At 60.2% G+C, this 21,425-nt stretch carries 18 protein-coding genes and 4 pseudogenes; 7 read left to right on the forward strand and 15 right to left on the reverse strand.

Going from position 1 to position 21,425, the window contains the following annotated elements; translation table 11 throughout:
* Window positions 1–181: 181 nt before the first annotated feature.
* From JCM19049_RS00980 to JCM19049_RS00995, 4 genes and pseudogenes are all read right to left on the reverse strand, one after another.
* On the reverse strand, window positions 182–637 hold the full coding sequence (locus JCM19049_RS00980; RefSeq protein ID WP_279402160.1) for an acyltransferase: 456 nt from the start codon (window positions 635–637) through the stop codon (window positions 182–184).
* A gap of 295 nt (window positions 638–932) precedes the next feature.
* Window positions 933–2,532, reverse strand: a pseudogene (gene groL, locus JCM19049_RS22925) (chaperonin GroEL).
* 102 nt (window positions 2,533–2,634) lie between these two features.
* Window positions 2,635–2,931, reverse strand: a complete 297-nt coding sequence (groES, locus tag JCM19049_RS00990; RefSeq protein WP_054820525.1) for a co-chaperone GroES — start codon at window positions 2,929–2,931, stop codon at window positions 2,635–2,637.
* 284 nt (window positions 2,932–3,215) lie between these two features.
* Window positions 3,216–4,768, reverse strand: a pseudogene (locus JCM19049_RS00995) (amino acid permease).
* A 1,038-nt stretch (window positions 4,769–5,806) separates the two neighbouring features.
* On the opposite strand from JCM19049_RS00995, the gene JCM19049_RS17685 reads away from it, so the two are divergent.
* The 4 genes from JCM19049_RS17685 to JCM19049_RS01005 all read left to right on the forward strand — a co-directional run bounded on the left by JCM19049_RS17685 (window position 5,807) and on the right by JCM19049_RS01005 (window position 8,348).
* Window positions 5,807–6,085, forward strand: coding sequence for a hypothetical protein (locus tag JCM19049_RS17685; protein WP_279402163.1), 279 nt, complete (start codon window positions 5,807–5,809; stop codon window positions 6,083–6,085).
* On the forward strand, window positions 6,082–6,450 hold the full coding sequence (locus tag JCM19049_RS17690; protein WP_279402164.1) for a hypothetical protein: 369 nt from the start codon (window positions 6,082–6,084) through the stop codon (window positions 6,448–6,450). The genes JCM19049_RS17685 and JCM19049_RS17690 overlap by 4 nt, the downstream gene beginning before the upstream one ends.
* Entirely contained in the window at window positions 6,423–7,031 is a 609-nt protein-coding gene (locus JCM19049_RS17695; protein ID WP_279402165.1) for a hypothetical protein, read from the forward strand. Before JCM19049_RS17690 ends, JCM19049_RS17695 begins: the two co-directional genes overlap by 28 nt.
* 174 nt (window positions 7,032–7,205) lie before the next feature.
* Window positions 7,206–8,348, forward strand: coding sequence for a glutamate--cysteine ligase (locus JCM19049_RS01005; RefSeq protein ID WP_054820526.1), 1,143 nt, complete (start codon window positions 7,206–7,208; stop codon window positions 8,346–8,348).
* 647 nt (window positions 8,349–8,995) lie between these two features.
* Here the strand turns inward: JCM19049_RS01005 and JCM19049_RS01010 are convergent.
* The gene (locus JCM19049_RS01010; RefSeq protein WP_054820527.1) at window positions 8,996–9,775 is read right to left on the reverse strand and encodes a PaaX family transcriptional regulator; all 780 of its coding nucleotides are present in this window, start codon (window positions 9,773–9,775) and stop codon (window positions 8,996–8,998) included.
* Entirely contained in the window at window positions 9,772–10,359 is a 588-nt protein-coding gene (locus JCM19049_RS01015; protein WP_279402166.1) for a GNAT family N-acetyltransferase, read from the reverse strand. The genes JCM19049_RS01010 and JCM19049_RS01015 overlap by 4 nt, the downstream gene beginning before the upstream one ends.
* A gap of 19 nt (window positions 10,360–10,378) precedes the next feature.
* On the opposite strand from JCM19049_RS01015, the gene JCM19049_RS01020 reads away from it, so the two are divergent.
* Window positions 10,379–11,263, forward strand: coding sequence for a S9 family peptidase (locus JCM19049_RS01020; RefSeq protein WP_279402167.1), 885 nt, complete (start codon window positions 10,379–10,381; stop codon window positions 11,261–11,263).
* Window positions 11,264–11,450: 187 nt separating this feature from the next.
* Here JCM19049_RS01020 and nrdH read toward each other — a convergent pair whose 3' ends face one another.
* The 4 genes from nrdH to JCM19049_RS01040 form a co-directional block, all read right to left on the reverse strand.
* The gene (gene nrdH / locus JCM19049_RS01025; RefSeq protein ID WP_054820528.1) at window positions 11,451–11,672 is read right to left on the reverse strand and encodes a glutaredoxin-like protein NrdH; all 222 of its coding nucleotides are present in this window, start codon (window positions 11,670–11,672) and stop codon (window positions 11,451–11,453) included.
* A gap of 262 nt (window positions 11,673–11,934) precedes the next feature.
* Complete coding sequence (rarD, locus tag JCM19049_RS01030; RefSeq protein WP_279402168.1) at window positions 11,935–12,888, reverse strand: EamA family transporter RarD; 954 nt, start codon at window positions 12,886–12,888, stop codon at window positions 11,935–11,937.
* Window positions 12,889–12,946: 58 nt separating this feature from the next.
* On the reverse strand, window positions 12,947–13,960 hold the full coding sequence (locus JCM19049_RS01035) for a nitroreductase family protein (RefSeq protein WP_279402169.1): 1,014 nt from the start codon (window positions 13,958–13,960) through the stop codon (window positions 12,947–12,949).
* Window positions 13,961–13,968: 8 nt separating this feature from the next.
* Window positions 13,969–14,583 (reverse strand): TetR/AcrR family transcriptional regulator, encoded by a 615-nt coding sequence (locus JCM19049_RS01040; RefSeq protein ID WP_054820530.1) that lies wholly within the window; start codon window positions 14,581–14,583, stop codon window positions 13,969–13,971.
* Between the two features lie 278 nt (window positions 14,584–14,861).
* On the opposite strand from JCM19049_RS01040, the gene JCM19049_RS22930 reads away from it, so the two are divergent.
* Window positions 14,862–15,110: an alcohol dehydrogenase catalytic domain-containing protein gene (locus tag JCM19049_RS22930; RefSeq protein WP_374700195.1), complete on the forward strand. Its 249-nt coding sequence runs from the start codon at window positions 14,862–14,864 to the stop codon at window positions 15,108–15,110.
* Window positions 15,104–15,583: a zinc-binding dehydrogenase gene (locus JCM19049_RS01045; RefSeq protein ID WP_054820531.1), complete on the forward strand. Its 480-nt coding sequence runs from the start codon at window positions 15,104–15,106 to the stop codon at window positions 15,581–15,583. Before JCM19049_RS22930 ends, JCM19049_RS01045 begins: the two co-directional genes overlap by 7 nt.
* Window positions 15,584–16,131: 548 nt before the next feature.
* On the opposite strand, the gene JCM19049_RS01050 is transcribed toward JCM19049_RS01045, so the two are convergent.
* From JCM19049_RS01050 to rimI, 5 genes and pseudogenes are all read right to left on the reverse strand, one after another.
* Window positions 16,132–16,692, reverse strand: a complete 561-nt coding sequence (locus JCM19049_RS01050; protein WP_054820532.1) for a hypothetical protein — start codon at window positions 16,690–16,692, stop codon at window positions 16,132–16,134.
* A gap of 57 nt (window positions 16,693–16,749) precedes the next feature.
* On the reverse strand, window positions 16,750–17,814 hold the full coding sequence (locus tag JCM19049_RS01055) for a hypothetical protein (RefSeq protein ID WP_279402170.1): 1,065 nt from the start codon (window positions 17,812–17,814) through the stop codon (window positions 16,750–16,752).
* Window positions 17,815–18,371: 557 nt separating this feature from the next.
* Window positions 18,372–19,211: a RelA/SpoT domain-containing protein gene (locus JCM19049_RS01060; protein WP_279402171.1), complete on the reverse strand. Its 840-nt coding sequence runs from the start codon at window positions 19,209–19,211 to the stop codon at window positions 18,372–18,374.
* A 652-nt stretch (window positions 19,212–19,863) separates the two neighbouring features.
* Window positions 19,864–20,932, reverse strand: a pseudogene (tsaD, locus tag JCM19049_RS01065) (tRNA (adenosine(37)-N6)-threonylcarbamoyltransferase complex transferase subunit TsaD).
* Window positions 20,929–21,413: pseudogene (gene rimI, locus JCM19049_RS22935) on the reverse strand (ribosomal protein S18-alanine N-acetyltransferase). The pseudogenes tsaD and rimI overlap by 4 nt, the downstream one beginning before the upstream one ends.
* Between the last annotated feature and the right edge of the window lie 12 nt (window positions 21,414–21,425).

A 21,425-nucleotide genomic window follows, 5' to 3' on the forward strand; every position in this document is an offset into this window, starting at 1 on the left:
GCCAGGGCCACCATGGAGCCCAGCGCGAACTCCCACATCCGGGTGCCGGTGTGGAAATAGGCCAGCGGCTGGTTCACCTGGGTCAGGTGGACCGAGTAGCCCAGGGAGAGGGCGAAGACGATTCCGAACATTACCAGCGCCACCGTGCTGAAGCGGTGGCGGCAGAAGAAGCGGCGCCAGATCAGGCGCAGGCCAGCAGCAGCAGCGGCCAGATGATGAAGATCTGTCCCTGGACGGACAATGACCAGAAGTGCTGCAGCGGTGAGGCGGCGGAGGTGTTGAACGCGTAGTAGTCCACGTTCGCCTCGGCCAGCTGCCAGTTCTGCCGGTATAGCAGGGAGGCGGTGGCCTCGTCCATGATCTGTTGCCAGCGGGTGCCGGGCATGAACGCCCAGGCCGCAACCACCACCACGGCGATCACCACCGCGGCCAGACCCACCAGCCGGGAGAAGGTCTTGAGCCAATAACGCACCGGGTTCGGCCAGCGGCCGGACTCGATCTGCCGGGCCATGGAGGCGGTCATGAAGAACGCGGAAAGCATCAGGAAGATGTCCACGCCGCCGGAGACCTTGTCGAACCAGAAGTGGTAGCACATCACCAGCAGCACGGCCAGGGCGCGCAGCCCCTGCAGGTCCATGCGGTAGCCGGAACCGGCCGGACGAGGTGCCGCCGCGGGCCGGGGGTGAAGGGAAGTGGAACTGTTGTGGCTCATAAGAAAACGGGGTCAGGGGTGGGCGCCGGAGGGTGCCCGGGCCCGGTTCGGACCCCACCGTGGGGTCCAGGGAACACTAGGTGACCCCTGATCCTATCAAAGATCGTTATCGAATCGTGACAGAACCGGGCTTCCACCTCCCCGGATACGGCAACGGCCCCGGAAGCTGCTGCCACAGCAGCTGCGGTTCCGGGGCCGTTGGCCTTAGGTGTTGCCGTCCCTAGTGGGCGTGGGCTGCTTCCTCGTCCTCGGCGGGCTTCTCAGCCACCAGGGTCTCGGTGGTCAGCACCAGCGAGGCAATCGACGCGGCGTTGTGCAGCGCCGAACGAGTCACCTTCACCGGGTCGATGACACCGGCGTGCAGCAGGTTCTCGTACTGCCCGCTCTTGGCGTTGAAGCCTCGTTGGCCGGGGACTCGGCGACCTTGGAAACCACCACGGAGCCGTCAAAGCCGGCGTTGGTGGCGATCCAGTAGGCCGGCTTGACCAGGCGCGGCGCACGATGGCCACACCCGCGGCACATCGCCGGCCGCAGAGGTGGCGCGCTCGTCCTCATCCAGGGCGGAGAGGGCGTCCACCAGGGCGGTACCGCCACCGGCGACGATGCCCTCTTCCAGCGCCGCACGGGTGGAGGACACGGCGTCCTCGATGCGGTGCTTGCGCTCCTTCAGCTCCACCTCGGTGGCGGCGCCGACCTTGATCACGCCGATGCCGCCGGCCAGCTTGGCCAGGCGCTCGGAGAGCTTCTCGCGGTCCCATTCCGAATCGGTGCGATCCAGTTCGGCCTTCAGCTGCGAGACGCGCTCGGCGACGTCCTCATCGGATCCGGAGCCGTCCACGATGGTGGTCGAGTCCTTGGTGATGGTCACGCGGCGGGCCGAGCCGAGCACCTCAGTGCCGACCTGGTCCAGCGACAGACCCAGCTCCGAGGAGACGACCTGGCGCCGGTGAGGATGGCGATGTCCTGCATCATGGCCTTGCGGCGGTCGCCGAAGCCCGGGGCCTTGACGGCCACCACGTTCAGCAGGCCGCGCAGCTTGTTGACCACCAGGGTGGACAGGGCTTCGCCCTCCACGTCCTCGGCGATGATCAGCAGCGGCTTCTTGGTTTCCAGGACCTTCTCCAGCAGCGGCAGGAACTCTGCACGGTGGAGATCTTGCCCGGGTTGATCAGGATCAGCGCGTCCTCCAGGACGGCTTCCTGGCGGTCGGTGTCGGTCACGAACTGCGGGGAAAGGTAGCCCTTGTCGAACTGCATGCCCTCGGTGACCACCAGTTCGGTGGCGGTCGTGGAGGACTCTTCGATGGTGATGACCCCGTCGGTGCCCACGGTCTTGAAGGCCTCGGCGAGCAGTTCGCCGATTTCCTCGTCCTGGGCGGAGATGGCGGCCACGTTGGCGACCTTGTCCTCCACGTCCACGGCGTTCTTCGCCAGGCGGGCGGCGACGATCTCGGTGGCCAGTTCGATGCCCTTGCGGATATCGCCCGGGGCGGCGCCGGCGGCCACGTTCTTCAGGCCTTCCTTCACCAGTGCCTGTGCCAGCACGGTGGCGGTGGTGGTGCCGTCACCGGCCACGTCGTTGGTCTTGGTGGCCACTTCCTTGGCCAGCTGTGCGCCAAGGTTTTCGTAGGCGTCGTCCAGGTCGATGTCCCGGGCGATGGTCACCCCGTCATTGGTGATGGTCGGTGCGCCCCAGCTCTTGGCCAACACGACGTTGCGCCCGCGTGGGCCCAGGGTCACCTTCACGGTGTCGGCGAGCTTATCGATGCCCGCCTCGAGGGCACGGCGTGCTTCCTCGTTGAATGCTAGCTGCTTGGCCATGCATTGACTCCCTATGAATTCTTGGGTCGTAAGCGACGCAAAGCCCCGAATCGCGAGGGTCTCACTGTGCGGGGCTCGGTCGGCTACGAAAGGTGGGTGACGTTACTTGACGACAACTGCCAGCACGTCGCGGGCCGAGAGCACCAGGTACTCCTCGGCGCCGACCTTGACCTCGGTGCCCCCGTACTTCGAGTACAGCACGACGTCGCCTTCGTTGACGTCCAGCGGAACGCGGTTGCCGTTGTCGTCAATGCGACCCGGTCCAACGGCCACAACGGTGCCTTCCTGCGGCTTCTCCTTGGCGGAGTCCGGGATCACCAGGCCGGAGGCGGTGGTGGTTTCGGCTTCGACCTGCTTGATGACAATGCGGTCTTCGAGTGGCTTGATAGAGACAGACACAGTCTCTCCTTTTCGTTTATGAACCAATGGAAAAAACGGTAACGCCCCGTGGCATTGCTCCAACCGTCGTCGCGGTGCCAGTTGGTCATATCCAGTAAGGCATGGACTGCCGCGCCCGATCGGGATCGGGTACTGCATCCATTGATGACTTTAGGACGAAAATTAGCACTCGGTCAAGGCGAGTGCTAATGATCGGGATTCGTGTTGCTTCTGGTTCACTGACAGCTGACCCGGACCCGGCGGCAGGCCGGATCCGGGTCAGCGCGAAGAGCGGAGAATCGGGGTTAGCGCGGGTCCACCTCGACCAGGCCAGCATCCTCCGGGGAGGACAGGTCCATGTCCTTCAGTGGAACCACCTTGGACTTGGTGAGCATGCGGTGGCCGAGCCACAGCGCCAGGAACAGCGGGATCCGATGTAGGCCGATAGCACCTCCATGCCCCGCCCGGCCAGCACCGCCTCGTAGTTCTGCCCGGCGATCACCAGGATCAGCACCGCGAAGGCCACCAGCGGCCGATCGGGAACAGGGCCGCCTTGTAGGGCAGCTCGCTGACCGAGTGTCCCTGGGCCAGGAAGCCGCGGCGGAACCGGTAGTGGGAGATGGCTATGCCCGCCCAGACTATGAACCCGCACAGTCCGGAGACGTTCAGCAGCCAGGCGTAGGCCGCACCCTGGCCAACAATCGCGGTCAGGAAGCCGAACAGGCCCACTGACGCGGTGGCCAGCAGCGCCGGCATCGGCACGCCGCGGCGGTTCAGCTTGCCGAAGACCTTCGGCGCCTTGCCATCCAGCGCCATGGAGTAGAGCATGCGGGTCGAGGCGTACAGCCCCGAGTTGCCGGCCGAGAGGATGGCGGTGAGGATGACGGCGTTCATCAGGCGGCGGCGAAGGCGATGCCGGCGCGCTCAAAGACCATGGTGAACGGGCTGGCGGCCACGTCCGCCTCCCCGGAGGCCAACAGGCTCGGGTCGGTCAACGGCACCAGGGTGCCGATGATGAAGATGGCACCAATGTAGAAGAGCATGATGCGCCAGAAGACGGTGCGGATGGCCCGGGGCACCTCGCGGCGCGGGTTCTTGGCCTCTCCGGCGGCCACGCCGACCAGCTCGGTGCCCTGGAAGGAGAAGCCGGCGATCATGAACACGGCGATGATGGAGACAAAGCCGCCGTGGAAGACGTCATCTGGGTTGCTCCACTGTCCGAACCCGGACTGTCCCTGACCGATGACCCCGAAGATCATCAGCACACCGGCGATGAGGAAGGCGATCACCGTGACCACCTTGATCAGCGCCAGCCAGAACTCCCCCTCACCGAGGCCTTGGCCGACAGTGCATTCAGGCCGGTCAGCAGGGCCAGGAAGACCGCTGCCCAGATCCAGCCCGGAACCCCGGGCAGCCAGAAGTTCATGACGATTCCGGCCGCCACCAGTTCGGCGGCCACGGTGATGGCCCAGTTGAACCAGTAGTTCCAGCCGATCGCGAACCCGAAGGACGGGGAGACGAAGCGGGTGGCGAAGGTCTGGAAGGAGCCCGCGACCGGGATCTTGGCCGCCATCTCCCCCAGGGACTGCATCAGCAGGTAGACCATCAGGCCCACCGCCGCGTAGGCCACGAGTGCACCACCGGGACCGGCCTGGGAAATGGTGCCGCCGGAGGCGACGAACAATCCGGTGCCGATGGAACCGCCAATGGCGATCATCTGCAGGTGGCGGCTGCCTAGGGAGCGCCGCAGTTTCTTATCTGGCTCCTGGTCTCCACACGGTGCGCCTGGCAGCGTTGCCTGGTCACCGAGCGAAGAAGCCGGCCTCTGTTCCTGGGTTTCCACGCTTGTTTTGCTCATCGGTGACATACAACACCATTTCCTTCACCGAGTGCGACCTCGGTCACAGCCTGAGTAGTGGATCGATTAAAGTACTTGGCGCTCACGGTTCGGGGTCGCGGAGGCGAGGCCGGCGACCTGCGGGCAAGCCGGGATTCAGTTCGGGCGGGCAAAAGATAGCCCGCAACTTCGCCTGGCGAAAACGGGTCCATTCGAGCGCCAGTGACAGGAAGGGTTTTCGTGATGCTGTCGTGAGCCAAGACACAGCATTGCTGTGGCTGGTCGGAAGGCGTCAAGGACGCTTCATCAGCGGGCAAGCTCGGCGCGACGGCCTTATCTGGCCGCCACAACGGGTTTTCCCCGACCGGCCAGCTACGGCAATTGCGCGACAAATGCAGGAGCGGCAGCCCAAAATATGACGCAAATATGTCATATTCCCCCGCCCACGGTGCCCCTACGGCGGCACGACGGGCAGCGGCTCGCGCGCTCGCTCCGCCGGACGGCTGGGTCAAAGTCATGCTCGTGGTGTTCCTTGGTTCTGTTCGATCGGCGCATTTGGGCGCCGAGCTAGCTTCTGTCGTTCTAAACGTCACTTCTGCATCACAAGCTCCGCAGCGGTGACGTATCGACGCTGGATGTCAACGACGTCCTTGCGGCTCAACGCGGCGCGGAATTATATTCTTCCCCCGGCGTTCACTCGAATCCGATCCCCTGAGCATTAGCAAATACTGCTGTAACTTCCGCGACGATGAACTTTTGGTGAAGCACTTCTGTCGCATGAACGTGTTTGACGACGTTGCAGACAATACCGCCAACGCCTGAGACCAAGCGCGTGAGGGTGAGCAAGATCCCCTATCTGGTGCGGGAGCCTGAATTTGAGCGTGAAGAAAGTAACACCAAGACGAGCCAGTTCGGGCTGCTGGCCACCGTCTCGCCCGTTATGCGCGGGCCGAGCCCCCGTCAGTATTCGCGCCCGAGTGTCAGTCCCAGGGGAAGCCTGGCTGGTTGGCTGCTGATGGGCGTCAGCGCCCGTAAAGGGTTCTCCGATACTCTGGATTCATGCCCCAGGCCTCCAATGACTCCGCACTGAATGACCAGTTCGCTGCCCTGCTCTCCCCCGAGATGGCAATTACTGGCGAGCATCGACCCTCGATGCTCGCCAGCAAGGATGCGGCATGGGCACTGAATGAAAAACTGCGCAAAGAAGGGCATGACCCTGCGGTTGTGCGCGCCGTCGTCGCCCAGTCGCAGTTGCGCTATCGGGGCAGGGTGAAATTCGGTCCCTTTGCCGACTCACTGATCTTCACGCCGGCAGGCTGGAACAGGCCACCCGGTTGATGATTGGCGGACTGCATGCCCGCCGCTTCGTGGAAGCCGGGTGCACCCATGTAGCGGATCTGGGCAGCGGCATCGGCGCAGACGCCATCGCCCTGGCCAGCGCGGAGCTGAAGGTCACCGCCGTGGAGCGTGATGAAACCACCGCCGCGGCACTGACACTGAATTTGATGCCGTTCCCGCAGGCGACCGTGGTGCATGGTCAGGCCGAGGATGTGGATTTGGAAGCGGTGGATGGGTCTGGCTGGATCCTGCCCGACGCACCGAAGCCAACGGCACCACCAAGCGCATCTTCGACCCCGAGTCCTTCTCCCCTCCCCTGTCCTTTGTCGAAGCCCTGGTGGATGCGGGCAAGGATGTGGGAGTGAAGCTGGGACCCGGCGTGCCGCATGAGGCCATTCCAGCCACCGCCGAGGCCGTATGGATCTCCGATCACGGCTCGGTCATAGAAGCCTGTCTGTGGTTCGGCCGTCTGGCCCGTCCCGAGGTGAAACGCGCCGCGCTGGTCATTGACAAGGACGGCGCCCACGAACTGACCTCCCCGCTCCCCGCCGAGCAGGGCGCCACCGCTCCGGTGGGCGAACTTTCCAACTACATCTACGAGCCGGATGGCGCGGTGATCCGTTCGCACCTGATCGCCGAACTGCTCCAGCAGACCGGCGGCACCCTGCTCGATGAGCACATTGCCTACTTCACGCATGAGAAGCCGCTGGAGACTCCCTTCGCCCGCGGATACAAGGTGATCAAGGTGCACGACTACAACATCAAGAAGCTGCGTAGCTGGGTCAAGGCAAACCAGATTGGTCAGCTGGAGATCAAGAAGCGCGGGGTGGACGTCACCCCCGAAGAGCTGCGGAGGATTCTTCTGTCCGGAGTCCCGAAGAGCGCCAAAAACACGCGACACTGGTGCTGGCCAGGTTGGCGACAAGCGCCTGGCCATCGAGGTTGAAGCCATCACCGGGGCGTAACCTTCACGCGATTTGCCCTCCCTGCGGCCCGTCACCGGCCGATTGGAGCGCACGTGCGCGAAAATGAACTAGTTTGAAGTAACCACACTGGCCTGTGGGGCGGCCGTCGGCAAGACATCCGGCACGCCCGCACCACCGCGGATTCAAGGAGTGCCGTGCAGAAGATCGACTTTGCCCAGTCCGAGCAGTCAACCATCGGCGTCGAATGGGAAATCGCCCTGGTGAACCAGCAGACCGCCGATCTGTGCTCGGTGGCCGAAGAGGTTCTCGCCGCGGTCAAGGAACGTGACGGGATCGCCCCCGATGAGGAGCACCCCACCATCAAGCCAGAACTGCTGTTGAACACGGTGGAAGTGGTGACCGGCGTGCATCACACGGTGGCCGAGGCCGCCGAGGAACTGTGCCAAAACGTCCGGTTGCTGACCGAGGTCACCAATCCGCTGGGCGTGGACCTGTATTGCGCTGGCTCCCACCCCTTCGCGGCACCCACCCTTCAGCCGGTGACCGACAAGGACCGCTACGCCAAGCTGATTGACCGCACCCAGTGGTGGGGGCGGCAGATGGTGATCTACGGGGTGCATGTCCACGTGGGCGTGGACAGCCGCGACAAGGCGCTGCCGATCACCGACGGTCTGATCAACTACCAGCCGCACTTTCAGGCGTTGACCGCCTCCAGCCCCTACTGGGGCGGGGAGGATACCGGCTACGCTTCACAGCGCTCCCTGCTCTTCCAGCAGCTGCCCGCCGCTGGCATCCCCTACCATTTCAATGACTGGGCCGAATATGAATCCCACGTTGGGGACATGATGCACACCGGAGTCATCGATGACGTCTCAGAGATTCGCTGGGACGTGCGTCCGGTGCCGCGGCTGGGCACTGTGGAAATGCGCATCTGTGACGGAGTAAGCAGCATTGCCGATATCAAGGCAATCACTGCGCTAACCCAATGCCTGGTGCACGACATGTCGTTGAGCCTGGAAGCCGGGTACAAGATCCCGGTCATGCCCCGCTGGTTCCGTACTGAGAACAAGTGGCGTGCCGCCCGCTATGGGCTGGACGCGATCATCATTCTTAATGCACAGGGGGACGAGATGCTGGTGACCGACCACCTGCGCCAGGAGGTCAAGCGGCTCATGCCGGTAGCCGACCGGCTGGGCTGTGCTGAGGAACTGGCCAGCGTCCTGGATATCATCGACCGCGGTGGGGAATACCAACTGCAGCGCCAGGTATTCGCGGCGTCAGGTGGGGACTTCAAGGCTGTGGTAAAGGACAATGTTGCGCGGCTCGAAGCACTGTAACCCCGAAGTAGGATCACATCTGCTGAAACTGCTGTGTATTGGGACTCGTGTACAGTCTCAAAAACCTTCGTTTTTGACACGTCTGAGGCTTCTTCGAGAACGCGCTAGGAAACGTCGATTAGCGACGCAGGAGTTCCGTTTGGGGAACTGTCGTTGAGAGTCGTGCTTAGTAATTGAAGAGCTTAGCCGTTTGCGCGTCGGCGCATACTGGAGTTTTGTTCTGTGCATCTAACGTGGAACAGGAAACCCCTATGCCATATTCAAGGACCTGGCTTCGGTCCAACGATCCAAATCCTAAAGCTTGCGGGTTCTTCAGAACTGCTTCAATGTATTCTTCCGCGCTCTGGCACGCCCGTAGCGTGGCGAGGTCGTAGTTGTTTGCTTGTTGATCACTAAGAAGTTCATTGGTATTCGCCACGGCGAGGCTTTCCAGGGACTGAGCGCACTCGTCGGAAACCGTGACAGAACTCTTAGACTCGGCGCATCCACTGAGGATTGTAGCAGCCATTGTCGCGACAGTGAGAAATCCAGCTATTTTTCTAGTGACCACGACCTGATCATATCCGGCAAGAGCAGCGTCTCAATATGGGTTCTGTCAGGAGAACTACTGTTTTCGACGCACGACGAGAAAGACCGAATGCAGCTGCTCAGCTGTCAGCGATAGGCCATTCCGCGTATGCGATGGCGGGACCGATTTCCTTCCATCGCTGCATCCATTGCTGGCGCAGCTGGGCGGGGCGCCACGGCAGAGGACGCAGCTCTGGCGGGATGAGTGGGTCGTCACGGATCGCGTCTTCAAGAGCGGCTGCCAGGAAAAGGAGTCGTACGTCAGCGCACACATTCGGGTTGTCCGCCGTTAGGGCCTGATCGACGGCGTCATAGCCAGCGTCAACGGGAGCTGCGGGCCAGAGGGTCTCTGTGATCGCAATCGGATCGCGGACTCCTCGCACGTTGAGGTCGGTCATACGTGCCGTAACCATGAACTGTTCAGCCTGAGCGGGAAGGAGAGCACTAAGGTCGTGAGGGCTAACGAAGACCCCGGCCGATAGTGATGCCGCTCCGGAAGCGATGAGCATGCGTCGTAGAGCGTCGCGCATGGCGCGGTCGCGTTCGGGGACGCTGAGCGTGAAGAGACGCCACGCCCCGTCCCAGCTCACCTTTCCCGCGTCTTGGGCCGCGGCGAGCTCCAGTGCGAGGCGATCATGCATGATGCGCTTGCGCCCAGCAGCGGTCATCACAAGACGACCGGCTCGTCCACGTCCCTCTTGCCGCAGGTCGCCTGCAGATTGCATCCTTCGAATTGCAAGGCGCAGTGTCTGATCGTCGATCCCCGCGGCATTTGCCGCGTCGTACACAGCGGCCAGCGACACGTCTCCCCTGAGTGGCAGAAACGCCTCGACGACTGTTCGAGCGGTGACGGGGCTCATTGGCTTACCTCTTTCTCCATCGTGATGTAGCGGTCAAAACCGTAGATCGATGCCAGTGGCCCCATTGTGCCGCCGTCGACGGGGAGGAATCCCCGTCGTCGATAGAGCGCCTCAGCACGGGGGTTGGTGTCGACAACAGACAGTCGGACCGCGCGCAAACCCGAAGCACGGGCATAGCCGCCCGCGGCTTCCAGAAGAGCAGTACCTGTCCCACGTCCACGCTGCTCGTCCGCGACGCAAATCCCGTCAAGCACCAGCACATCGCTCACGTATGAGCGCGCCAGCGGCGAGAGCACAAGCGTGGCGCGCAGCGCAGCCGAAATCGGCAGCTCGCCACGCAGCATTCGAAATGTTGGAGACACTGCACCAATACCGGCTTGCCGGTAACCGCACATGCCCACAATTCCTGCGTTAGTGCGGGCTACGAAAGTGCGGTCGCTGCGCAGGGATACCCTGACAATCGAGAGCCCACGCTCATCCGAGGAAAATGCGGACCTAAGTTTGCGGCGGAATGCCTGCCAGTAGAGCTCCGCAACGGACGGGCGTTCATCATCTGAGAAGCCGTGTCCAACTTGAATCACCATGACATAAATCTATCTCAACATGTACGATCGTGCACATGAAGATAGTTTTCCGAGTTCTGGCAATGACGGTTGTTTCCCTCGTCGCCTGGCGATCGCGGCGATGGGGGTTGCCGCCATTGGTAACTCATACGATTTCGAGGAACGCGAGGTGCTGATCCCAACAGAAGAGGGGTATCTTGCTGGTGTGCTGAAGACTCCGAAGAACGCCGAGGCCCGGGGGCTGGTCGTCATGATCCACGGGGATGGCCCGGTCGATGCGACCCAGGGAGGCCTTTACGGCCCCTGGTTCGATGGCGCTGCGGCAAGCGGTTACGCAACATTATCGTGGAGCAAGCCCGGGGTCGGCGGCTCGTCTGGTGATTGGCTCTCGCAAAGCATGTCCGATCGCGCGAAAGAAGTGGAAACCGCAATCGTCTGGGCGCGCAAGCAGCCCGAGATCCCTACCTCAACGTTGGTGCTTTGGGGCGCGAGCCAAGCAGGCTGGGTGCTACCTACAGTCGTCGCAGACCGAGACGATATAGATGGCGTCGTGGCAGTTGGAACAGCCGTGAACTGGCTTCGACAGGGTCGGTTCAACCTCGAGGCGGAACTTGACCATAATGCGGCATCCCCAGAGGCGCGTGCTCTAGCCTCAGCGGAAAGCCAGCGCGTCGATGCGCTACTGGCTGCCGGGGCAAGCTACGAAGAGTACGTCGGCACGACAACCGACCCTATGACGCCGGCACGGTGGGAATTCGTGTCCAAAAACTTCGCTGTTGATGCGACAGGTGAGCTGACCCGCGCCGCCACTCGCGGAACTCCCTGGTTGCTCCTCGCTGGTGAGCATGATCGAAACGTCGATATGGCAGAAACAGCCCACACATATCGAGGCATCTTCGGGGATGCCCTGACGGTCACCAGGTAGAAGCGGTTCATTCCATGGCACGGCCCGTCGTGGACGACTCCGAGCTGATTGGTACCGCCACTGCGATCCTCTGGCCACGCGCTTTACTGGCCGACGGGGTTATCGACGCTTACCGCGAGTTCTTGGCCGATCGACTCTAGGGCAAAGGGAACTTCGAAATGACTCGGAAACGGTGGTTTCCGGTCAGTCATACGAGTGCTGCGATTTTGTCGGGGCGGAAGCCTGACCAGTGGTCGTTGTCGGTGATGATGACGGGGGCTTGGAGGTATCCGAGTTTTTTGATGGTTTCGAGGGCTTTGTGGTTGGTGGTGAGGTCTACGGTTTCGTAGGTGATGCCTTTGTTGTCGAGTGTTCGGTGGGTTGCGGTGCACTGGACGCATCCGGGCTTGGTGTAGACGGTAGTGCTCATGTTCTCTGCTCCTCATCTTCATTTTTTCTTCGTTTGAAGATGCCTCGCATCGCTCAGGAGTGTGCCGGAACGGCAATTCAGAGTCTCGGGCACGCGTGGCCGAGCGGAGCGAGAGACGCGGGAGCATGACACGTCGAGGCGGAGCGCGTAGCGGTCGGCTGGGTTGCTATGGAGGGGAGCGGACGTATGCTGCCTTCGGCTTCAAACGAATAAATCAAACAGAATGCGCGGCCGTCTTGGCGGCCGAAGTTCGTTGTCGGCGTTAAGCCGTTTTGTGGTGGTGCCTCATTGTTCTTAGTCCATCAAACCCTAGGAGCATGAGGGCGGCAAAGATCATTGGATAGACCGCTACGTCTGCACTTCCCAGCTGCTCACCAAGCACGACAGCGACGAGAAACAGCAGTACTGGTTCGACGTAGGTCAGAAGACCAAATATGGGGATCGGCAAGATTCGCGATGCGCTCAAGAACGCCAGCATTCCCACCGTCCCTGCGATCGCGATACCTGCGACGGCGAGGATCCCCAAAGTGGAAAGTGGTGCGGTGTTGGTGGTGATCGCGAAGAACGCGACGGGTGTCATCGCAAGGGTTTCGATGAAGAATGCGATGTCCTGGTCGAGTCGCAGGTACTTTCGCCCGGTGAGATAGATCGCGTAAGCGATGCAGATTGCGAGTGTCACCCAGCTCACGGCCTGGGTAAACACAATCTGCACCCCTACCCCTGCTGCCGCAAGACCCACTGCGACCCATTGGAGCGGGCTCAGGCGGTCCTTGAAGACGATCCGTCCGATGAGGACGAGTGAGATGGGAAGCAGGAGATATCCCAGAGAAACGTCGAGGGCGTAGCCGTTTACCGGGGTCCACACGAACAGCCACAGTTGGAGCCCCACTATGGCGGTGAATACGAGAAACACGAGGGGCATCCACCAGCTGCGAGTGAGCGATTGCCAGTATGAGAGGAACGCGGCGAGCCCTTTCCTGTTGCAGAAGAGCACGATGCCGAGCCCGCATGTGGCTACCGCGCGCCATCCGAACGCGTACGCAGGCGAGGTTTCCAACCAACTCGCAAGGTAGAAGATCCCAGCGAACAGTCCAGACGCTGCGACTGACGCGATGATCCCTCTCGCGGGCGTTTCCCGTGTACTACTTGCTGAAGTTGCTTCGTGTTTCAAATGGACTCTCGCGATCCCGCTAAGAGGTTGGACGTCGGTAGCCACATGGGGACAGTGGCGACCGACGTCGTTAAGTGCGCTGTGTCAGCGGGGAAGTCGGGTTCTAGGACTTCGGGCGTACCCTCAGCTCCTGCAAAATTTCACCCACTTGTGGTCGGGGTGAAGCTGCGACTTCGAACTGTTCGGGGAGATGCCCGACGCCCAGGAATGTGACGATGACCTCGTTTTCGGGGATATCGAATTCGTTGCGCAGGAGTTGATCGTGGTCCGTGTCTTCGGACCAGTTCATCATGCATGCTCCGAGACCGGCAGCGTGGAACGCATATGCCAGCGACATCGCGAACAGGCCCCCGTCGGTGAACGGCTGATTGCGCTCACCGATCATGTCGAAACCGCGCAGATCGGAAGTAATCACCAAGACCGCGCCGAGCTTGTGACCAAATCCACGGTTCCCGTGGTGGTAGGTGAGGAGGTGGTTTCGTAGCTCGGTCCCGTACGCTACATGCACGCGTCGAGTTTCCCGATTACACACCCTCGGCGTCTTCAACGCTCGCTCAACTGCTCTCTCTACGTCTGCGGCTTCGACGGGTGCTCCGGTGAAGTGCCGAACGCTGTACCGGGACTGAATGAACCGGTCGTAATCAAAGTCGACCGCTGCGTTGATTTGGGTTCTCGTGAGGGTAACCGACCCTCCGGAGGTTCCCCCTGGTTCTGCTTCCGATAGGAATGCCCGAAGTTCCGCGTCCAGGGATGCTGGAAGCTCGAAGCCGTGCTCGGTGTGGTGTTGAACGTACTGACGAATGCAGTCGCGCGCTCCCTCAGTAACGACACCAGAATGCCCGCGTGCTTCCAGTTCTCGTACTGCGGCGAGAGTCAGCGGGATTTTTCCCGCACCAAATGCCGCACGGGTCTCCTCTACGGCGAGTCCTTTTTCGAGAGCGTGAGAGACCGATGCCAGGACCGCTTCTAATGCAACGGGGTCAGGGTTGAGATCTGACGTGCTGGAGTGAGCGATAAATCGCTCCATGTCGTATTCGTAGTTCCTTCGCACCTCGTCGCGATCAGCCTTGGGCGTGTAGGTGCGACGGGCATCGTCGAGGTCGAGTACCTCAGTCAAAGTCGTCACTATGGTTCCTTTCGGGCAGGTGAAGAAGGACTGTGTGCCGTCAGCAACGCTTCGGCCGCGCGTCGAGCTTGCTGCATTGGAGCTTTAAACGATCGTGTGCCGAGGGTCACCAGTGCTCCCTCAAGCAGGAGAAGAAGTGAGCGAGATATCTGGTCTGCCTCTTGGAAGCCCGCCTCAACGCAGAGTTCGCGAAAACGGTCGAGCATCCACGTCTTCTGCTCAGCGACCTCCACAGGAATCGAGGTCAACTCGGGCCCAGACTCCGCTCTCGCGTTGACCGCGCTGCATCCCTTCGTCGAGACGCCGGTATACCAAAAGTCAGCGGCATCAAAGACGGCCAGTATTCGTTCAGTACCGGGGTCCGGGCGGAGCGCGAGCAGACGGTCAAGCGCCGTTCGCCACTGATCCTCACGACGACGCAGATACGCGAGCGTGAGACCTTCTTTCGAACCGAAACGCTCGTACAGCGTCTTCTTGGTGACCCCCGACTCCTCAGCGATTCGATCCACACCTACGGCATGAATGCCGTCCGAGTAGAACAGCTTCGACGCCGTTTCGAGGATCTTCTCCGAAGCAGGGGTGAGTTTCCCCAATGAGTCATGCAGCAGTTCCATGTGAACAGTTGTAGCACGACATAAACAACCCTGTATAGTCAGCACCGTACGCACTATCCGGCACACAGACTGACGAGGGAGACTCAGATGACCGAGTACATCACGACAATCACAGCACCAGAGCACGGCGGTCCCGAGGTGTACACGTCGGAGAGCGCGCCGAAGCCGACCCCCGATGACGGACAGTTGCTCGTGCGCCTAACTGTCTCAGGCGTGAATTACCTCGATGTGTCTCAGCGCACAGGTGCCACACCCCTGCAAGCGCCATTTGCTGCAGGGTGGAGGGTGTCGGCGTCGTTGAGGGCACTGGTGACGGCGTCTCCCGATTCGCAGTAGGGCAGCGAGTGGGCTGGATGGCAGGAGGACAGGGAAGTTTCTCTGATTACGTCTTGGTGGATCAGATGAAGGCGGTAGGTCTCCCTGACTCTATTGAGGATGAGGTTGCGGCGGCATCGCTCATGCAGGCATTACCGCCCACTATCTCACCACCGATACGCACGCCGTCTCCGAAGGCGACGTCGTGGTGATCCACGCCGCAGCCGGCGGCCTCGGGCAGCTCTTAACGCAGATCGCGAAACTCAAAGGTGCCACCGTTATCGGCACGACCTCAAGTGAGGAAAAGGCCGAAATCGCCCGCGCGAACGGCGCAGATTACGTCGTTGATTACGGTGACCTCGTTGAGCGTGTCCACGAGATCACCGGTGGGGACGGCGCCACGGTTGTATATGACGGTGTGGGGAAGACCACGTTCAACAACAGCATGGATGCTCTCGGCGTTCGAGGGACGCTCGCTCTGATCGGCAACGCGGGCGGCCCGGTAGAGCCGGTCGATGTAAACCGGTTGAACGCTGGCGGCTCTTTGTTCCTGACCCGGCCCACAGTGATGCACCACATCCGCACTCCCGAAGAGATCGATGGCCGAATCGCAGATGTCTTCCGCTGGATTCAAGATGGCAGCATCCACGTCACCGTCGGACAAAGGTTTGAACGCGCCAGGTAGCTGAGGCATTCCAGGCGCTTGAGTCTCGTGGAACCACTGGGAAGACCCTCATCCTGCATTAACGCACAAGGAATCGGAGCTGGAGTCTGCGGGTGTGACAATCGAGGCGGGTCCCGTCCACCAGAATGGTGCTCTCGGGGCGATGTCCAGCGTTTATTTACGTGACCCTGACGGCAACCTCATTGAGTTCGCAAGCTACTCGCGTGACGCCGACTAAGCAGTCTTGCCCAAACTAGGAACTCAAGTTCCTTCGCACCGAAAACGGTCGTTTATGACACATTCATCTGCCAGCTGGGCTAAAAATCATCGACCGTTGAGAACTCAACAGATTTTCAAGGTCATTCAGTCGCAAAACCCAGTGCCACAAACTATGTATCGAAACAGTGACCATTCCACGACTATTGATAATCAAGCTGTCTCAAAAACTTGATGAGCGCAGTTACTGTCTGAGCCCACCGGGCACGAGGATCATTCGCTCCCACTTCGAAAACCGATCACGACTCCTATGGCTTGCGCGCGCCGCGGCATTGCACGTCAACATGTCTGGATCAGCTTTTCCCTTCTTCCATGACTTTGACGCTGACGATGCGCATTATCCCATCGCTTCCTCGCTGATACTGGACAGAGCCGATGTCCTCAGCAGCAACATTCCGACAAAGAGCGATCAAACTTTCAACGGGAAGGAAGTATAGATGCTTGTGACGTTCGTTCTCTGAGACGACGAACGCGCCATTAAACAGTTCAGTGTCTTCAGTTGCGCTGAGAAACCAGATGAACGAATGGATGAGTTGGTTACACATGTGCGGGATGGTGATGTGATCCCGCACCCCATTCTCTAAGTCGTAGTGCTCCCATATCTCGTGTCGGTTCCAAATGTCGGGAACCGAGCCGATGCGCTTATGTCTAATGACTGGAACCTTGGTCTTCGCCAAGTCGTCGGAAATCTTATGAGCTTCGTTGAGCCTGCGGATAGCGTAGGCACTCGTCATGAAGTCGCGTTCGACCAAAAAACTGCTGCGCTCGGTCCAACGCTGTTGCTTGGACTTCTTTTCCAGTCGGTCGGCTACGCGCCAAAGCTCCTCGCGCCACGGGATTGAGTCAGAAATCATCGTGCCTGCCCGCAGTCGCAGACCACTGTCGCGCGTTCGGATGGTGCGGTATCACAGTCAATTACCCGGACCGCTTACTGGCGCCAAGTCTACCGAAGTTCCATCCGCAATGCGCAGAAGGTCAGCGGCAAGCATGAAGCTCCAGATCACGCATTGTTCAGCCTCAGCAGCGGTGACATCGCTGTGCACGCCTTTGTTCGCCATGGAGTCAAGATTGGTGATCCGCTTCCCATAGCTCGCAAGAGTGTCTCCCATGACCTTGCCTTGTAGGCGCTTACCGAGTTTCTCCTTGGCGAATTGTACTAACCGATTTCGGTATGCTTCATCGTCCATAACGCGCTCAACTCTGTCTTCACCAACGATCGTTTCTCCCGTTGCCGGGTAGAGAGCGTCGGCAAGGTCCTTGATCATCCGACGGGTGCTGGTGAGTGCGTGAGATAGATCCTCAGGAGTACCTCCCGCAAGACACACTTCCGCCGCCAAGAATTTATCGAGAGCTGCCGGGGCGCGTTCAGCCAGAGAAGTCCTGACATACTCCAGTCCGCGTTCGAAGACGCTGCTGGTCGGCTTGCCGGTGTGCAGGTTGTTCTCAGTGAGCAACAAGTAGCTGTATATATCCTGTCGAACGTGCTCAATGATCTTCGCGTGGTTTTGAATCAGTGGGAGCAACTTGGCTTGCTGCTTGTCAGCGGCAAGAGCCGCTTCGTAAGCGTAGTAGGTGCTTCCCTTGTCAGCCACGGAGTACTCCGCGTATACACTTTTGAGCTGTGCCAGGTTGGCTTCAACCTGGGCGATGCTGATGACGTTGATGTTCTCTGTGCCAGCCATTCTGCGTCCACGCTCATAGCCGTAGTACGCGGTCATCACTTGCTTTCGAGCGTCCTCAATACCGAGGAGAGTGATGAGGTTGCTGTAAATACCGTCAATAGTTGGGTCGGTCTTTGCGGCACCGGAGGCTACATCTAGCAATTCGATCTGGAAGCGATACTGCGCTGAGAAGTCTTGCCGCAAAGATGCGATGCGGGCTGCTTGCCTCACAATTGATGCAACTGACTGTCCGGGGTTATCAAAGTTGTCGAGCGCAGTGCCCACCAGACTGGCTACCCGCTCATTTTCTTGCATTGCTTCCCCTCATCCGCGGATCTCCAAAAACCCTACCGAATTCGGTGGAAACCGACGCGCCATTCACCGCAAAGCAGAAGCACCCTGTGAGAGCCCGCCGCGTGCCAACGACCTTTCACGCTCGGACCTCCCTGTCTAAAACTATTCTCTAAATACCGAGGCATCCACGAGTGTCCGCTGAGGGGTCCGCTTGCGGGCACGTGCCATCGGGGAATCACGCTGTTGAAAGACTTTCCCACGGATTCGCACAGCAAATTCTCCTCCCTTGGACAGTTGCCGCTCGGATGGAACAAAGAGTGGCTTTAGAAGGTCTCATAACCTATAGGTTATGAGACTCATGAGCCATATGACACCGCATCATCGTATCTAGGCGGTGAACTGTCATTTTCAGGAGGAATCTGCGCAGATTTCAGCACTCACACCCTCATATCTTTCATCCGCTAGGGTGTGGCATGGGATTGGGCTGGCTGGTCGAGCCCCCAAAAGGGAAATTCCGAGTGGAACTCGTCGACTCGTCTGCGCGGGTTCCGTGGCCACAACCGAGTTAGATGCTTTGGCTAATTGTCGCTGACTTGATCTTCAACGAATGCTGAAAATGCTGACGTATTTGCAAAGTAGTTCGGATAAGCCGACTGGAGCATACCGACCTTCGATGACGACACAAGGACAGCGTCAACGTTGTCATCCCCGAGAGCTTCAATCTCTGCAAGCTTCGTTTCTGCACCGGCAGTATTTTCGAACAGGTCCAGATACAGAGTTTGCTCGCGGCGGTGTAGCTGCATGAGGAAGGTCGTACGCTTTTGGGAACCAAACTGTTTCACGATCGCCACGTAGTTTTTCAACCGGCCAAGGACACCAAGCTCGTCCTCAAGAATACGTAACTCGTGACGCAGCTCGTCCGAACTTCCGGCGGCTTCCTCCGGTTGCGGCAAGTCCTCCGTTAGAGCCATAAGTGAGCTCACTACAAGGAAGTAGCGCTTGAACGCTGCGTCGCCCGTCCCATACTTCAGGCGCGTGCCCCCGAACAAGTCCAGCGTCTCCACTGCGGTCGCCCATGCATGCTGCAGCTCCGTCCTGATTTGAACCTCGACTAGAGAACCGACAAATTCTGGCTTAGTCGCGCGGTACTCATAAACGAAATGAATCCCGCGGTAGCCCGTGACCTGCGGACCCGGATCTCTCAGGTAGTCGTATGAACGCACGATAGCGTTCTGTGCACGCTTGGTGTCCTGAAGACGTCCCACGAGAGCTTCCAAGTCGGCTACGGTTGGCAGGATCACCCGGCAACCGCCCAGGTCATGCATTGTAGTGACGTTCATATTCGGATGCCGCTCGAGCTTGTCAATGATCGTCGGTAAACGCTTTAAGCGACGCGCAATGATGGCGTTCGGGTTCACCGCGAGAGCGTTCTTCCGAACATGAATAGTCACAGAGAACAGCGGATAGGCATGTGCACTCCGGAAGTTACTTACCTTGTCTCGGGCTTCCATAACCTCGACCCGAGTGCCGGTCCCGCTACCAATTAGCTTTCCGGCTTTGTTGATCTGATTTTTTGAGTACGCCCTACTTATCCACCCCATGGCCTTCATCTTACCGCCAGGATTTTGTGCGCAGTGCCTGGCGACAATCCCGGAACACGATCCGCGACGGGGCCCAACACCATAAGGACTATTTGTGTGGCGCGGGAGCCAACCTGTCCATACGCTCTGCCGGATCCGACCCCCAGTGAAGATACATGCTCCAAATAAAACACCCCGGGATCTTGCAACCGATAGGTTACAAGACGTCTCACTCACTCTCACTCCCCCTACCAAAAATCGCAGGAACTCAGTGACTCGAAACTCTCGCAACTATATGTCACAACTTGTGACGTAGGATCGTGTCTACACCGTCAGTTGCGAGACACCTTCGACGAACCATTGACCCAACTGATTGGATCCGCCCACAGCGTGGAAAGCTGACGCTGGAAAGCCAGGTGCACGTGAAGCGTCACACGCACATGCACTTGCAGTTGCAGTTGCAGTTGCATATTGTGATTATTCGTTGTCTTTAAAGGCTGATCTGTGTCACCGGCTGCGAGGAGTCGGTCGCGAAGTTCACGCCACTTGGCGCAGCGCCAGCTTCCACCAGTTGCGCCCCCAGCGCCGCAACCATCGCCCCATTATCGGTGCACAGGTTAAACGGCGGAACCGTCAGGTCGATGCCAGCCGAGGCGCAGCGCGCCGCCAGCAGCTCGCGTAGCCGAGTGTTGGCCGCCACTCCCCCGCCGAGCAACAGGGTGTTTAGTCCGTTCTCGGTGCAGGCGCGAACCGCCTTGGCGGTGATGACGTCTACGACCGCTTCCTGGAAGGATGCCGCGATATCAGCCACCGGTACTTCCAGCCCCTGGGACTCGAAGTGCTCAACAGCCCGTGATACCGCGGTTTTCAGCCCTGAGAACGAGAAGTTGTAGCGGTGCTTGCCCGGGTTCTCAGCGGTGCCGGTGAACTTGGGCAGGCTCAATCCGCGAGGGAATCGGAATGCCTTGCGGTCTCCCTGGGTAGCGGCCTTGTCAATGGCCGGTCCGCCGGGATATCCCAAGCCCAGCAACCGGGCGACCTTGTCATAGGCTTCGCCCGCGGCATCGTCAATCGTTGCGCCGAGCAGCTGTACGTCATCGGTCAGCGAGGTAACCTTAAGGATTTCGGTGTGCCCGCCCGAGACCAGCAGCGCCCCGAACTGGGCGGGCAGCGGCTTGCCGCCGAGGACCCCGACACCCACGTGGGCGACCAGGTGTTGATGCCGTATAGAGGTTTACCGGTGGCCAGGGCCAGCGCCTTCGCGGCGGCGACACCAACCATCAGTGCACCGGCCAGGCCCGGACCGCTGGTCACGGCAATGGCATCGACTTCATCCAACGTCAGCTTCGCGTCGGCGAGCGCCGCATCGAGGTCGGGATGAAGGCTTCCAGGTGGGCGCGGGCCGCGATTTCCGGGATGACCCCGCCGAAACGCACGTGCTGATCCATGGAACTGGAGACCGTGTTGGTCAGCAGCTGGGTGCCGCGCACGATGCCGACCCCGGTTTCGTCGCAGGAGGATTCGATGCCCAATACGATGGGGGCTTTGGCCGTGCTCATTTCGTCTCCTCTTCGCGCAGCCGTAGGCGCATGATCAGTGCGTCGGTGCCGTCGCGGTAGTACTTGGCGCGTTCATGGATCTTGGAAAAGCCCAGCGACAGGTACAGCCCGATCGCCACCGGGTTGTCCTTGCGCACTTCTAGCATCACATCGCGGGCGTTGTGTTCCCGGGCACGCTCAATCATCACCTGCATCAGCTTTCGTCCCAGCCCTGGCCTTGGGCATCGGGACGGATGGCAATGGTCTGCACATCGGCGAAGGGCAGTACGGTGCACAGGCCTGCGTAGCCCAGGATCTGCCCTTCGGCTTCGTACACCCAGTAATCCCGGGTCTCGTGCTGGGACAGTTCGGCATCGAAGAGTTCCACCGGCCAGGCATCGGCCGGGAAACTGGCCACTTCCAGGGCGTGGACCGCCGGGATGTCCCCCGGCAGCATGGTGCGCAGCACCGGGTTGAGGGACTGAGCTGCTTCATGACTCATGACTTGGCCTGC

It is taken from the genome of Arthrobacter sp. JCM 19049 (assembly GCF_001310435.1).

Coding starts and splice junctions, on each gene's coding strand:
- JCM19049_RS00980 (WP_279402160.1), bottom strand. CDS start 637: ATGGACCTGCAGGGGCTGCGCGCCCTGGCCGTGCTGCTGGTGATGTGC.
- JCM19049_RS17685 (WP_279402163.1), top strand. CDS start 5,807: ATGCCCCAGGCCTCCAATGACTCCGCACTGAATGACCAGTTCGCTGCC.
- JCM19049_RS01010 (WP_054820527.1), bottom strand. CDS start 9,775: ATGAGCCCCGTCACCGCTCGAACAGTCGTCGAGGCGTTTCTGCCACTC.
- JCM19049_RS01015 (WP_279402166.1), bottom strand. CDS start 10,359: ATGGTGATTCAAGTTGGACACGGCTTCTCAGATGATGAACGCCCGTCC.
- JCM19049_RS01020 (WP_279402167.1), top strand. CDS start 10,379: ATGTACGATCGTGCACATGAAGATAGTTTTCCGAGTTCTGGCAATGAC.
- nrdH (WP_054820528.1), bottom strand. CDS start 11,672: ATGAGCACTACCGTCTACACCAAGCCCGGATGCGTCCAGTGCACCGCA.
- JCM19049_RS01040 (WP_054820530.1), bottom strand. CDS start 14,583: ATGGAACTGCTGCATGACTCATTGGGGAAACTCACCCCTGCTTCGGAG.
- JCM19049_RS01050 (WP_054820532.1), bottom strand. CDS start 16,692: ATGATTTCTGACTCAATCCCGTGGCGCGAGGAGCTTTGGCGCGTAGCC.
- JCM19049_RS01055 (WP_279402170.1), bottom strand. CDS start 17,814: ATGCAAGAAAATGAGCGGGTAGCCAGTCTGGTGGGCACTGCGCTCGAC.